General features: G+C 58.2%; 11 protein-coding genes and 1 pseudogene. 6 read left to right on the forward strand and 6 right to left on the reverse strand.

Going from position 1 to position 14526, the window contains the following annotated elements; all coding sequences use genetic code 11:
* The first annotated feature begins 130 nt into the window (after positions 1-130).
* The 4 genes from NZK35_RS22545 to NZK35_RS22560 all read left to right on the forward strand — a co-directional run bounded on the left by NZK35_RS22545 (position 131) and on the right by NZK35_RS22560 (position 9538).
* Complete coding sequence (locus NZK35_RS22545) at positions 131-778, forward strand: ECF-type sigma factor (RefSeq protein WP_259634785.1); 648 nt, start codon at positions 131-133, stop codon at positions 776-778.
* Positions 775-3312 (forward strand): serine/threonine-protein kinase, encoded by a 2538-nt coding sequence (locus NZK35_RS22550; RefSeq protein ID WP_259634786.1) that lies wholly within the window; start codon positions 775-777, stop codon positions 3310-3312. Before NZK35_RS22545 ends, NZK35_RS22550 begins: the two co-directional genes overlap by 4 nt.
* A 323-nt stretch (positions 3313-3635) precedes the next feature.
* Complete coding sequence (locus NZK35_RS22555) at positions 3636-8951, forward strand: serine/threonine protein kinase (protein ID WP_259634787.1); 5316 nt, start codon at positions 3636-3638, stop codon at positions 8949-8951.
* Positions 8948-9538 (forward strand): sigma-70 family RNA polymerase sigma factor, encoded by a 591-nt coding sequence (locus NZK35_RS22560; protein ID WP_259634788.1) that lies wholly within the window; start codon positions 8948-8950, stop codon positions 9536-9538. The genes NZK35_RS22555 and NZK35_RS22560 overlap by 4 nt, the downstream gene beginning before the upstream one ends.
* A 98-nt stretch (positions 9539-9636) precedes the next feature.
* Here NZK35_RS22560 and hflC read toward each other — a convergent pair whose 3' ends face one another.
* The 3 genes from hflC to NZK35_RS22575 form a co-directional block, all read right to left on the reverse strand.
* Positions 9637-10599, reverse strand: coding sequence for a protease modulator HflC (hflC, locus tag NZK35_RS22565; protein ID WP_259634789.1), 963 nt, complete (start codon positions 10597-10599; stop codon positions 9637-9639).
* A complete protein-coding gene (hflK, locus tag NZK35_RS22570; RefSeq protein ID WP_259634790.1) occupies positions 10596-11579 on the reverse strand; it encodes an FtsH protease activity modulator HflK in 984 nt (327 codons plus the stop codon). Before hflK ends, hflC begins: the two co-directional genes overlap by 4 nt.
* A gap of 226 nt (positions 11580-11805) precedes the next feature.
* On the reverse strand, positions 11806-12198 hold the full coding sequence (locus NZK35_RS22575; RefSeq protein WP_259634791.1) for a hypothetical protein: 393 nt from the start codon (positions 12196-12198) through the stop codon (positions 11806-11808).
* Between the two features lie 100 nt (positions 12199-12298).
* Between NZK35_RS22575 and NZK35_RS22580 the strand changes: the two genes are divergently transcribed.
* Entirely contained in the window at positions 12299-12979 is a 681-nt protein-coding gene (locus NZK35_RS22580) for a DUF2306 domain-containing protein (RefSeq protein WP_259634792.1), read from the forward strand.
* A 6-nt stretch (positions 12980-12985) separates the two neighbouring features.
* Complete coding sequence (locus NZK35_RS22585; protein WP_259634793.1) at positions 12986-13159, forward strand: hypothetical protein; 174 nt, start codon at positions 12986-12988, stop codon at positions 13157-13159.
* Between the two features lie 78 nt (positions 13160-13237).
* Here the strand turns inward: NZK35_RS22585 and NZK35_RS34950 are convergent.
* From NZK35_RS34950 to NZK35_RS22595, 3 genes and pseudogenes are all read right to left on the reverse strand, one after another.
* Positions 13238-13426, reverse strand: a pseudogene (locus tag NZK35_RS34950) (dockerin type I domain-containing protein); the annotation flags it as partial.
* The gene (locus tag NZK35_RS22590) at positions 13420-13605 is read right to left on the reverse strand and encodes a hypothetical protein (RefSeq protein WP_259634794.1); all 186 of its coding nucleotides are present in this window, start codon (positions 13603-13605) and stop codon (positions 13420-13422) included. The gene NZK35_RS22590 and the pseudogene NZK35_RS34950, both read right to left, overlap by 7 nt.
* 205 nt (positions 13606-13810) lie before the next feature.
* Positions 13811-14380: a DUF3299 domain-containing protein gene (locus NZK35_RS22595; protein ID WP_259634795.1), complete on the reverse strand. Its 570-nt coding sequence runs from the start codon at positions 14378-14380 to the stop codon at positions 13811-13813.
* Positions 14381-14526: the final 146 nt, after the last annotated feature.

The raw sequence follows: 14526 nt of genomic DNA on the forward strand, positions 1-14526 counted from the left end.
GAACCGGCTGATGTCAAATGGATATCAGGCGTTTGGCGCAAGCCTTGGGGTTCTGCCTTGGTCACGCCTGTTTTTCTTCTACAATCGTTGGAAATCACTGGACGTGCGTTTCTGAGCGGTGACGAGATCGATGACGAGCCAATCGACCGATGACGAATCTGCTGGCGACGTTTCGCGATGGATCACCGGTGCCGAGTTGGGCGACCAGGACTCGATCGCTCGGCTTTGGGAGCACTGCCTTCCGCGACTGTTGGCATATTCCCGGACCAAGCTGCCGGACCATTTGCGAAGAATTCTTGACGAAGAAGATGTCGCGCTGAGCGCGTTCAAGAGCTTCTGCTTGCGCGCCGCCGACGGGACGCTCGGCGAGATCACCGGACAGGACGAACTGTGGAAACTGCTCTACTGCATCACATCACGCAAGGCAAACGGTTACATTCGCCATCAGAGCCGCGAAAAGCGAGGTGCCGGGCGGGTCGGCGGAGAGTCTGCGTTCCTCAAACAGGGCGAGAACGAGTCGATCGGCGGGATCGACCAGGTCGTCGACGGTTCGGCATCGCCCGCGATGCTGGCCGAATTTGAGAATAGTTGCCGGCATCGGCTTGACCAACTCGACGACTCGATCCTGCAGACCGTCGCCCTGCTTCGGCTGGAGGGATACAGCGTCGATGAGATCGCCCAGCGGCTCGGATGTGCGAAGCGATCGATCGAACGGCGATTGAATCTGATTCGAGCGATCTGGCAATCCGACGACAACCACGGCGCCAACCAAGCATGAACGCCAAATCACCCCGCGAAGACGTTGAAACACTGCGTCGGATCGAACAAGTCTGCACGCGATTTGAAAACGCGGATCCGAGCGAGCGAGACATCGAAGCGTTCTGTCAGGGGTTTTCCGGCGACCATCGGATCGCACTGCTGCGCGAGTTAAGGTTGTTGCAGACGGAACTGCAGCGGCGCGGCGGCAGGTCCCAGCAAGGATCCGAATCCGAGCGATTCACGGAGCTCAATCGGACGCTGTTGGAAGCCGTTCCCTCTGGGTTTCTGAATACCAACTTGCAAGACGCGATGGGCGAGCAAGCGGCACCAACGTCGCCGCGTTACCAGATCGGGGAGTTGATCGGAAGCGGGGGGATCGGAGACGTGTATCGTGTCTATGACACGTTCGGCCAACGCCCACTGGCACTCAAGACACTCAAACGCCAATTCCAGTCCTACAAATCTGCGATCGACCGCTTTCACCGCGAAGGCCTGCTGACCGGAACGCTGCAGCACCCCGGTATTCCACCGGTCTATGACCACGGGACGTTCGATGATGGTACCCCTTTCTTCTCGATGAAATTAGTCGAAGGTCAAACGTTACAGCAGATCATGAAATCGCGACAAGCACCATGCGATGACTTGGGGGACTTGATCGGGATTTTCGAAAACGTCGCCCAGACGATCGCGTATGCTCACTCGCAAGCTGTCATTCACCGGGACCTGAAACCCCACAATATCATGGTGGGACGGTTCGGCGAAATCCAAGTCATGGACTGGGGATTGGCCAAGCGGCTCGGCGGTGATTCCGAATCTGATCATGACGCCGCAACCGATTCAATCCGCGGCGCCATCGATGCCGATCTGTTGACGGTCACGGGGGAGGACACGTCATCTGGCGAGACTCCGCATGGAAGCGAATTGACCACGGCGGGTGATATTGTCGGAACCCCGGGCTACATGGCGCCCGAGCAGGCTCTTGGCGACATCGATTCCGTGGACACTCGGGTCGATGTGTTTGGTTTGGGGGCGATTCTGTTTCAGATCTTGACCGGGCAAACGCTGTTTCAAAACGAATCACGAAGCGAGACGATCGAAAAAACCAGAAAAGGGGATTTAGGTGATGCCTTTGCGCGGCTCGAGCACCATCACGAAGACTCCGAGTTAGTTGCCTTGTGTCGTCGATGCCTGGCGATCGACCCGGCCTCACGCCCCGCCGACGCTGCCGAGGTTGCCCGGGTCACCCAGGACTACGTTGCCGGGTTGCAGCGACGAATGCGTGAGGCCGAAATACAGAGATCCCGTTCGGAAGTCCGCATGCATGAATCGCGCAAACGGCAGCGTTGGGTCGTCGGTTTGACCACTGCATTGACGACCCTCGCAATCCTTTCGGCGCTCCTGATCAGCAATCAATGGATCAAAGCGACCCGGGCCGCCTCCGCCGAATCGATCGCCAGGGACAATGCCGAAAAAGCGGCCCGGGCGACCCAGGAAGTCAACGAGTTTTTGAATCGGGTGCTCGCATCCAGTCTACCCGAACGACGCGGCCACGACGTGACACTTCGCGAAGTCGTCGACCAGATGCTTCCCGAGCTGGACGGGAAATTCACCGAGCGACCCGGCGTCGAAGGAGCAATCCGCAGAACGCTGGGTGAGTCTTATCGTTGGCTCGGCGAACCTGATATCGCCGAGGAACAGTATCGTCTTTCACTGGTAGCATTCCAGCAGGCACGCCCCATCGATGAGCTGGAAATTCTTGAAACCAAAGATCGGCTCGCCGGAGTGTTGCGATCGCGCGGAGACGAAGGCGACTTCGAAGAATCGAAACAACTCCGAACGGAAGTGCTCGATCGGACCCAAGTTCTTCTAGGGAAATCTCATGAACGAACGATCGCCGCGATGAACAATTTGGGCACGGTGTTGATTGAGATGAACGAACTCGACGCTGCCGCCGAATTGTTCCGCAACGCCCTGCGCCGAATCGATGCCTCATCCGATCCGGAACAATACTCCCGACCGTCGCTGCTGGTGAATCTGGCGGACGTCGATCGAATGAACGGCCAATTGGATTCCGCCGAAGCCATCTATCTGCAAGTGCTCGGTGCCCCAGAAGCCTCGACCTTCGAAAAAGACAACGCGATGATTCAGCTGGGGCAGATGTTTCATTCGGCCAAACGATACGACGCGTCGCTTCGCTATCTGCGTCAGTCCTTCGAAGTCCGCCAAAACTATTACGGCGCACGGCATCCGCTGACGTTGTCGGCAATGCGCAAAATGTCCCGCGTGATGGACGAGTCGCAACGCTACGACGAGTTGCTGGAATTGCTCAGCGACAGTCTCGATCGACACGCCAAAGAGTTCCCGCCCGCGGCGGGACCCATCTGCGAGGCGCGATCCCTGAGGGCCAAGGCCCTGATCGGTCTGGGACGTGTTGAGGACGCTGAACAATACCTGCAAGAAACCATCGAGTTGATCAGCAGCGAGCGAGGCACCGAACACAAGTACGCCCAGGCGGCCCAAAAACAACTCGATGCACTACGGACGGCAGACTAGCAATCGTTGTCAAAGCTTTCCAAAGAAGGCAGACAAGCAAATTGTTGACAAGAAAATGATTGGTCGAGCCAGAATTGGGCCCGAAATATTTTCCTGTCACCCATTTTCCTGTCTATTTTTCTGCCCCCCCATGTTTCTGCCCTCTTCGGTCGACAAAATAGCCCGTTGCGCCACCCCCTGGATCGTCTCTTCGCTACTAGTGCTTCGTCAACTTTTAAACTTGGGGTGCCGCGGAAAAGGGGTCAGGTACCAAAAATGCGAAGCACCCTGCGGGCCATTTGGTTTTTGGTACCTGACCCCTTTTCCGCTCGACGACGATTGAAATGACCGATACGCCACGCCAGACGAACAACGACCCGGGATCGACGATCGACGCCGAGATCGCCGATCTACTGGATCATTACCTCTACCAGCGCGAGCAGGGGCGGGCCGTCGATCGCGATCAATGGCTCGCCGAGCACCCCCAATACGCCGAGCGTTTGGCCGAATGCCTTGACGCAGCGGAGTTGTTTGGCGGTGCGGAAACCGGCGGATTTGACTTGCCGCCCCAACCGGAGCTTCCCGACTCGATCGGCGATTTTGAGATCCTCGGTGAACTGGGGCGCGGCGGCATGGGCGTCGTCTATGAAGCCCGTGAGAAATCACTCGATCGAATCGTCGCCCTGAAGGTGATGCGGTTCGGGATCGTCGACCCCCAGGCGCTCGACCGGTTCCGCCGTGAAGCCGAAACGGCGGGCGCGCTCCATCACACCAATATCGTTCCGGTTTACGCGACCGGACGCGAAGGCGACACGAGTTGGTACGCGATGCAGCGGATCGACGGCGAGAGTCTGGCCGCGCGGATCGGACGCTCCCGACGAGAGCAGACGCCGCCGCCACTCGATGCGATTCTCGACGTCGGAATCCAGGCCGCCGATGCCCTCTCCCACGCACATGAGCGTGACGTGGTCCATCGTGATGTCAAACCGGCCAACTTGATTTTGGATCAGGAAGACCGCGTATGGTTGACGGATTTCGGTTTGGCCCGGCGACTGGTCGATGCCGGCGCGACGGTCACCGGCGCGATCCTGGGCACGCCGCGTTACATGAGTCCCGAGCAAGCGGACCTGCGAGCCACCGACGTGGACCATCGCAGCGACATCTATTCACTCGCCGCGACGCTGTATGAGATGGCGTCCGGACGACCACCGCTCGAGGGCGATGACCCGTTGACGTTGATCAACAAGATTCGTCACGAAGACCCGCCCGCCCTGCGGACCCTTCGATCGGATCTGCCGCGCGATTTCGAGGTGGTCTTGCACAAGGCGATGGAAAAAGACGCGCGGCGTCGCTATCAGTCCGCCGGCGATCTTGCCGACGACTTACGTGCCATCCGTGATGATCACCCGATTCACGCACGCCCACTTTCGATCTTGGAAAAGGCGGCACGTTGGGCTCGCAAGTATCAGTCTCGCGTCCGAGTCGCCGCCGCGGCGATGGCGGTCACGGCAGTGTTGATCGCGGCCCTGTTGTCTGGTCTCGATCAGTGGCGTCAAAGTCAACTGGGATCGTTTCGCGTTCGGGCCGGCGGTGGGCCCTACGAAGCGACCATCGTGCCGGTCGGCGAATCGGCGTTGTCGGATTCAACCTTGGAACTGACGCTTCCGATGCAGAACCATCTAGAGCGGACCGCCGGCGACTATGACATGATGGTTGCACCGACGGGCCGATGGAGTCAGACGCTGAGGTTGCCGGTCACCCGAGGCATACCCAGCGAGTATCGAATCACGAGCCGGCCTGACCCGTCCAAGCAGATATCGATCAACGATGCAGCGGTTGTGACCGTCTCCGATGAATCGACCCCGGCGATCCTGTGGCGACGCGACGGCGTGCTGAAACGCGTGACATGGGACGCCGACCGCCAGTGGGAACTCGACGTCCATTCCATCGACGCCACGCTGACCGATCTCGATGGATCAAACGCAGACGAAACCGAGACAATCCCCGTCAATTTTGCTGACACACAACCGCCCGCAAATTTTAATCCCGGGCATCATCACATCGACGACCAACCGCTGTTGACGCAAGGGGTTGCCGCACTGCGCACGCCGATCGATTTGAACGGCGATCAACGAGCCGACACGTTGGTCGCCGCGACAGATCAACAAGCGTTGCTGGCTGTAGATGACCGGGGACGCATTCTGTGGTCACGATCCTACGCCTTTGCGAATTTGCCCAGCAAGTCGACCTTTCCGGATCCTTTCAACCGACGGGCAACACTCGGTTTCCCGGGGGTCTTTAAACTGCAAGACGTCGGCGATCGAGACCACGACGGGATCAGTGACCTGTTTGCCATGTTTGTGCACTATCAGATGGCGATTCAGACAGACGTCTGTTTGGCCGTACTAAGCGGAAAGACCGGCGAGGTGATCGGCCGGTATCATCAAGTGCTCATGACGCCCGCCAACACGTTCTGGCCGGCCGACGCGATTTTTCATCCCGCCAAACTCCAGTACCGATCGTTCAGCGGTCTGTCGTTTCATGCGAACTCGGCATTTCGTTCGGGCCATCGCAGCTTCGGTGACTTTTTGGCGCGACACAAACCTTTTAGCACCCCGATACGGATCCCCGTTCCAAGCCCGCCCCAGTTGCTGCGTCATGGACACTCGTTGCGAGTGGTCCTCTTGAGCGGGGACCAGTGTCAAATCATCGATTGGGATCACGACCCCGCGCCTGCCGTGACCATCAAGTTGCCTTTCATGCCCGCCCGCGCTCCCCGGATTGCCAACGCGCGCGGCGAAACAAGACTGATCTTTCACGATCACAAAGAATCTCGATCGAACACGGCTCGTTTCAGCGGCACGCAGATCGCTGCCTACGACCTGAGCGGTCAGCAACGATGGAGCCGGCAAATGGAACAAGTCCAGTGGCGCCATTCGATCGACCGTAATCACGCCGATTGGCCCTACGTCACGGACATCAACGGTGACGGTGCGGAAGAAATCATCGTGCCCCGCAGCCGATATCGCAACGGCGTCGATTTGGGCGTGCAATTGCTCGACGCAGCCACGGGCACGCCGGTTTGGACCGACCAGACACCCTACTCGGCGCTCCAATCCGCCGACGATGGCGTGTCTCGAATCACAGTGACCGATGACATCAACCAAGACGGGTGGAAAGACATCGCAACGGCCGTCGTCGCGGGAGATGGATCAAGCCAATCGGCGGGAAATCGCTCCGATCGCAAGGTTTACATTTACCTGGATTGGATCTCGGGAAAAACAGGCAAGGTCCTGGGTTGGGCAAGGCATCCGATTCCCCAGTTCGGCGACCAAATTCGCGTCGCCCAGATCGACGCGATTCGCAGCGGACTTCCCGACACGCCCTCGGGAACGGTCGAGATTGACTTTGTCACCGGGGACCGCACCTTGGACGTCATGCTCGCGTCATCGGTCATTCGTTTCCACCCCAGCCAACCCAGCCCCGTCGCCATCGCCGCAGGGCTTGATGTCTGTCCCAGCCCCACCGATTCAACGTCATCGCTGCGCGTTTACCGTCGCCGCGGCGGTCCCTTCGGCGTCGGTGAAGATCATCTGGTCCTGTTGCGATCCCAGCCGTCGCCGACGATTCGCTTGGGCGAGAACACCTTGCTGGCATCGTGGGTTGGTGAATCGGGCCGGCACCTGATTGCCGCGTCAGGTTTTCAGCCGACCCGCATCAGCGTCATCGATGCCGACTCCGCACAGACGGTTTGGAACAGCGATCGGACGGGCGGCGAAGATATCCAATGGATTCCTATCGAACATCCAGACGGAAGTGTTGACTTTCTCGTTCAGGATCAAACGGGAAACGAAACGCCTGCCCGATTGGTCGACGGAGAAACGGGCACTCTACGGTGCCGTTTGCGGGGCGATCTGGGAGGCCGGATCATTCTGGTTCAGTCGCTTGATGGTGGAAAGTCAGTGCTGCTGGTCGGCGACGGACAACTTGCCCGCCGAACGTCCGCTGTGGCGCCGGGACAATCGATCAATGCGTTTCAAATGTCCCTGGTCAGTCGTACGACCGGCGAGATCCGTTGGTCGAATCGGTTTCTATACGGGGCGTCCCGCATCAACACCCCCGCTAATTATGACCATCTGAGGTTTGCGGACATCAACGGCGACGGCGCTCAGGACATGGTCGGTCCCCACTCACACGACGAGCAACTGTTCCTCGCCGCCTGGGATGGATCCAACGGCGAGATGATTTGGGAACGTTCGGTCTTCCAGCGACCGACTCGAAGCGACTATTGGATTCCTTTTTCGCTGGTGGTCATCGATGGCCAAACGCACGTCGTCTACTTGGGCCGCACTTCGGAAGACAGTGCTTTGCGGCAACTGGTCCTCTGTGGGCCGGATGGTGAACTCATTGACTCGACCGAGCCTGAGAACGCCGCGTCGCTTCCCATCGTGGACGGTGCATACGCGAGCCGATACTTGGCAATCGAAGGCGCGACCAGGTCGGACGGCATCCCGATGCTGGCGTTGAGCCGGAATGCGAATGGGAAAACGCGTTGTGAGATTTTCGACCTCCGCAGTAAGCAGTTCCAAAGGATTCGGCAGTTCAATGAATCGGCGGAGAATTTTTATGTGGCCGGCATGTGGTTCCGTGACATCGACGATGACGGCGTCAAGGAACGGGTCGTGATGGATCGGGTGACTTCGCTACAGGACGAATCGACACCAAACGCCGAGGGCCGATCATCGCTTGTCATTCGGTGCTATCCGATGCTGCAGCCCGAGCCGCAATTTCAGATCACGATTCCCGACGTCAACGGAATCCAGAGTGTTCACTGGAAAGGGGATCACCACGTCCCGATCAGTTGGCTGCAGATCGACCAAAATCGTCTCGTCGCCATCGATTGGTCGCGGCAGGAGATCCTGGCTGAAACAAATAGCGATCCAGAATCTGCCTCAAACGTACCGCTAGTTTGCCGTCGTGACGACACGTACACCCGGATCGCGTCTCCGACGCTTGATGGAATTCAGTTTCAAAATCTTCGCGTCGGACGACCGCAAGAATCCAACGCTGTGAACACGCATCGGGAAATTGATCCACGTCGGACGCGCCCCCTGTTCAGTTCGATCGGCGGGGACACCACGCTCGCCCAATGGGGGCTCGATCTGATTCGCGGCGGTCTCACGCTGAGCGTTTTGATTCTTTTGCCGCTTTGGTATTTAAAGCGGACGGTGAACAGGCGACGTTGGAGTCTCGCGTGGCTGCTACTCGCACCGCTTCTGGTTGGTGTTTGGATGGTGATCTGGCAAAGTTCGTGGTTGCGCGAACCCGGTCTGGCCTTCAATCTTCTCAACGGTGTCACCGCCTGGATGTGCGTCGTCGCATTGTTCATCGCCGTCCGCGACAAGAAAGACGGCCAGGGATACTCGATCCGATTGATGCTTTCGATCGGTACGCCCGTCGTCTTCTTCGCCCTCGTTGCATTTGCGTACCTGCAACGTGCAGACCCCGAAATTCTTCGCCACAGCATTGATGCAACGGGACTGCTGCGAGTCGCGCTAATTAGCTTTGTCGTGGTGGTGCAACTCTATTGGATCCTGCGAATTCTGGCTTCGGTATTGCGTCGGATCAGTGGTCGGCTTTGGAGGCACGCGACAACGTGAATGACGGGGACGAAGGCGTTTCGAACAGTGAAGACTCACTGCGAGCCACCTGGTCGATCGGTCCGCTGCGACCGTGGTTGAAAATGCTCGCCGAACGACAGTTGTCGCCCGCACTTCGCGGTCGCATCGATCCGTCGGATGTCGTTCAACAAACGTTGGTCGACGCGTGGCGCGGACATGAAGGGTTTCGTGGCACGACGCAAGCCGAACGGTTGGCTTGGTTGCGCACGATCCTGAAACGCACCTTGATGCGGTACGACCGTGATCAACTGCGAACGCTCAAACGCGGACAGGGACGCGAACAACAATTGCAAGCGGCGTTGGATCGTGACAGCATTCGGATCGAGCAGTTGGCCATCGATCGCGAGCCCAATCCACGCTCGCGCGCCGACCGGGCGGAACAAACCCTGCAATTGGCTGCGGCTCTTGATCGACTGCCCAACGACTATCGCGAAGTCCTCACGCTGCGGCACATCGACGGACTGTCGCACGAGCAGATCGCCCAGCGGATCGGACGATCCAACGCCGCCACACGGATGCTGTGGATCCGGGCGCTGGAGAAACTGAAAGCGGTCTATGAGGGGTAAGGAAATTTCGGAGGTAAGAAAATTTAAACAACGAATTCCCCCATTTTCCTACCTCCAAAATTTTCTTACCCCGCCGCTTTTCGATGACGAGAATGTAATTACTTTTCGCCGTCGATCCGTTTGAGGAATTTAAAGATGTCGCTATCGGTGCTCAGGATCAACGTGCTGTCCTCGTCGAGCATCTCCTGATAGGTCTCCATCGTTTTGATGAAGGCGTAGAACTGGATCGAATCGGGGCTTTGGTTGTAGGCCTGGGCGTAGATCTCGGTGGCCTCGGCGTCGGCTGCACCTTGGATCTCCTGGACTTGTTTGTAGGCTTGGGATTCGATTTCCAGCAAATCCTTTTCCTTGCGGCCGATGATTTTGGCCGCCTCGCCGGCACCCTCACTGCGGAAACGTTCGGCGATTTGTTGCCGTTCGCTGATCATCCGGGAATAGATCCGGTCCCTGACGCTCTCGTTGTAATTGATGCGTTTGAAGCGAACATCCAACAGTTCGATTCCCAGGTCTGTGACCTTACTGGCTGCTTGCTGAAAGATCTCTTCTTCGATCTTCGCACGCCCCTTGTTGATCGGGTACAGGATGCCGATGTTGCCGGGCGCGTCGGCGATGGTTTCATCGCGGACGGGTTGGCGATCTTTGGTGGTCCGGACCAATTCGATCAATTCATGTTTAGCGATCGCATTGCGGGTTTCGCTGCCGAGGATGTCATCGAGACGCGATTGGGCGCTGCGTTCATCCCTGAGCCGCAGGAAGAACTGTTTGGCATCATTGATCCGCCAACGCCCGAAGGTGTCGACGACGATGTAGGTCTTGTCTTTGGTCGGCATTTCGTTGGGACGGCCGTCCCATTCCAGGATGCGTTTTTCAACGCGAGTGACTTCCTGGATGAGCGGAAGCTTGAAATGCAAGCCGGCGTCGGCGATCGGGTCACCGACCGGTTTTCCGAACTGGGTGATGATGACCTGTTCGGTCTCGCTGACGGTGTAGGCTGCACTGTAGGCGACCAATCCGACCAGAATCACAATGGCGGCGATTGCGGGGAACGTCAGACGATTCATTTGGATCTCCGGTCGGCTTGCGGGGCCAGATTCAACAGTGGCAAAATCTGGTTGGCTTGATCGTCCAGGATGATTTTTTGCCCGAGTGTCGGGATCACTTGCCGCATGGTTTCGATGTAAATTCGCTGCTTGGTCACTTCGGGTGCCTTGGCGTATTCAGAAAACACGGCATTGAATCGCGAGACATCGCCTTGGGCTTCGTTGACGCGTTTGAGCGCGTAACCTTCGGCAGCCTGTGTCTTCTGTTCCGCTTCACCGCGTGCGCGTGGGACTTCTTTGTTGTATTCACCGTTGGCGACATTGATCATCTGCTCGCGTTCCTGCTGAGCTTGATTGACTTCGTTGAACGACGGTTGGACCGGCTGCGGTGGGTTGACGTTTTTCAGTTGAACCTGGTCGATGCTCAGGCCCAGCTCGTATTTGTCGACCTGTTCCTGGAGCTGCAACAGTGCCTCGACTTCGATCTCTTGTCGGCCGATCGTGATGACTTCGTCGACGGTCCGATCCCCGACGACAGTCCGCATCACCGATTCGGAGATGTCGCGTAGCGTTTGACCCGGATTGCGAACCTTGAATAGGAACAGCTTCGGATCGCGGACGCGGTACTGGATGACCCATTCGACCGTGGCGATGTTGAGGTCGCCGGTGACCATCATGCGTTCCTCGGTTTGTTCGTTCGAGACTTGCGTGTCGTTGGTGGCGCCGGGTGTACCGAATCCGAATTCCTGCTTCAATTGACGCTTGACCGGAACGATCGAAACGTCGTCGATGCCGAACGGGAATTTGAATCTCAGGCCCGGGTCGACGGTTTTGACGTAGCGGCCGAACCGCAAGACGACACCTTGCGATTCCGCTTGAACCGTGTAGACGCTCGTGAACAACAGCGCAAGGAGTAGGAACGCGGGGATCAGCCAAGCCACATAGGGCTGAAACCGCTCAAAGTCCGACCAGTCAGGGCCGCGTGGATTCGAATTGCTCATGAATCGATGGAGTCATTTGAAAGGAGTCACAGTCCGCGGATTCTGATCAATGCCTCCAGCCGTCGCCGGCAAGAACCAAGGGTCACCGCTCAAAAGGGTAGGTCTGAGACGCCGTCCGGCTAGGCTCTCGATCTCGAAAATTAGCGATCTTTCTCAATTAAGACCGATTCGCACGATGATTGTCGATGACCGAAGTGCGACCCAGTGTGCGGGCGAGGGCTGCTCGCTACGGGACCACCAGCACGTCCGAACCCGCCTGCGGCACACCCGCGGGGCCCTCCAGGGGTTGCATCACGGTGAGGTCTTCGGCGTCTTCGAAATCTTCGACCGGAACGCGGCTCATCCCAAAGTCTTCGACATACTGAGGGATTGGCTTCACCGGTCCACGGTTCTTGTTAAAATCGCGGACGGGCGTGAACAAGAGGAATCCACCGACAATGACAAACCCCGCAGTGGCCGCCAAGGTGATCCAAAGCAGTGGTGATCGCAATGCACCGCCGGCGGTGATCCCATCGCTCACGTTGGCTGGAGTTCGGTAGGGCTGTGCCTGCGACAGGGATGGCTCGCCAGAATCGGTCCCCAGCGGCGAGCCCGTTGATGGCTGATTGTGGTTTGACATTTCATAGTCCTCGCATCTTGAACCTGAACCAGCGGACGATCGAAACCGAGCTTCGATTATAGGGTGCCGTCTCCCGAATCTTTCACGATTGTGGCGCGTGATGAAATCTTTTTACATTTCGCCCGCATCGATCACGCCCCTGCGATTGCTCAAGTGGGTGGCGATCGGGTTCGTGTTTTGGATCGGGTTTCTGATCCTGAGCCCGTTTTCGCACTATCTGCCGCCGGATTTTGACTACGGTTTTCTGAGCAACAAGGCGGACTATTTTTATCGCTCCGGCTATTTCATCGGCTTCTATCTCCACATCGCGGGCGCGCCGATCGGCTTGTTCATCGGTGGGCTGCAGATGAGCCGAACGCTTCGAATGCAGTATCCACGGGTTCATCGAATCGCAGGCGGTGTCTACGTCATTGCTGTTCTGTTTGCGGCCGCTCCGGGCGGCTTCATCATGTCGATGAAAGCATTCGGTGGATGGTCAACCACGCTCTGTTTCGGAATACTCGCGGCGGCGACCTGGTGGTCGACCTACATCGGTTGGCGAGCGGGGCGCGGGGGCGATTTTCAGCAGCACCGGATCTGGATGCTGCGCAGTTATGTGCTGTTGCTCTCTGCCGTGTTCTTGCGGCTGGGGCATTTTGCACTTCGGACGATCGGCTTAACGCCGGAGCTAACCTATCAATTCGCCGCTTGGATCAGTTGGGTGATCCCCTTGATCGTGCTCGAGTTCGCCCTGGGCATCTACAGTCTGCCGGCGCAGCGGCGTGGAGACCGAAGCAGCTGACGGTTCATGGGCATCGTCGTCATCATCGTCGAGGCGTTCGGTGAGGACGCGATCGACCAACTCCGCCGGCTGATTCCGACCAGGGATCAAATTCACCGATCGAAGCACGGCGGGTTGTTCATCGCGGATCGTCCACGGCGATTGCGTCACGGTCGGCGACTGGGGCAAGAGACTCGCTGATGTCAGCGACGCGGGATGAGTCTGATCGATTGTCACCCCTTCGCCCTCACCGGGCGGCTGACGCGCCAAATGGTTCACGACGTAGAGTGCATCCAGCGGAGTGATTCTGCCGTCGCCGTTGGCATCCAAAAACTGCGTACCGGTCGAGCTCGGCTCACCTTCGGCCGATTGACGCAACGCGAGACCGTTGATGATCGCCAGCACGTCGCGCGGCGTGGTCTGGCCGTCGGCGTTCGCATCAGTCGGCTGAAAGAGGTTGGTCAGCAAGCAGCTCCGTACAAGACGACCCCTGCCGCCTTGAGATCCTTGGCGAACTGCACCAGGTTGTACGGAACGAGTTGATCGCTTGAGGACTGAGTCGCCGCCACTTCGCCGGCGGGGTAATTGGTTTCGGTGAAAGTCTGTGCCGCCAGCAACCGCCGGCCTTCAAGTTGCTCGACGCGCATAAAACGGCGCTGAAGCCGTCGGTGTTTGATGGACGGTCGAGGACATTTCCATGTCCCGCGGTCGTCGCCGCACAATCATGGAGGACCCTGGACGCTGAGGACGAGGTGTCCCAGGGTGCTTGGCCAGACGAATCCAGAAAACGCACGCGGAAAACGTGACATTCCCACCGGTTGCCGAGAATTCCGGCGGAAATCCAGCGGAGGTCTATTTGACCTTCACACCTTCGATTCGAAAGACGGCCATGTGGGTCGCGCCGCGGGGGCCTTTGCCGCCGGGGTACTTGTAGGTTTCCGGATCGAGCACGAACTTGCCTTCGACCGTCACGGGACGGGTGGAAAAGTCGGCGGTATGGTCGCCGACCATGTTGACGAAGACACAGTCGTAGAGCGCCGCCCCCGGTCCGAAACAGCATTCTTTGTTGTCGCGAACCAGCACGAACTGCTTGAAGCCGCGGTCTTGATAGGTGCTGGCGGGCAAGATGTAGCCGCGCAGTTTCACGTTCTTGCCGTTGATAGTTTTCAGACGTTCGGTCCACATCGATTCGTCGAACGCACCGTCTTTTTCGATGTCGAACTTCAGATCATCGAAATTGATTTCGCCCTTGGCCAGCTGGGCAGCCGAGCTGAGTCGAATTTCAACCTTGGGCCGCGTTTGGGGATCTTCGGCAGGGTCTTCGGCGGCGGCTCGGTTCAGACCCAGCGGCAGAACGCCGACCAGCAGCGCGCAAACGATCACCAGCTGTAATGAAAATCGGAATCGTGGAAGGTGGTGCATTTCGCTCGCTCGTTAGGTTGCTGGCTTCGCCGAGTGCTTTGTCAACTCTTCGTCTAAAAGGGGGCAAGAACGAATGGCACGGGCATACGTGTTGGTGTGCAGGCTTCAGCCGCTCACCATCGCTGCGAAGCAGCGACCGGGAATCG

The organism is Stieleria sedimenti (genome assembly GCF_025060895.1).
In the GTDB taxonomy this organism is placed as follows: domain Bacteria; phylum Planctomycetota; class Planctomycetia; order Pirellulales; family Pirellulaceae; genus Stieleria; species Stieleria sedimenti.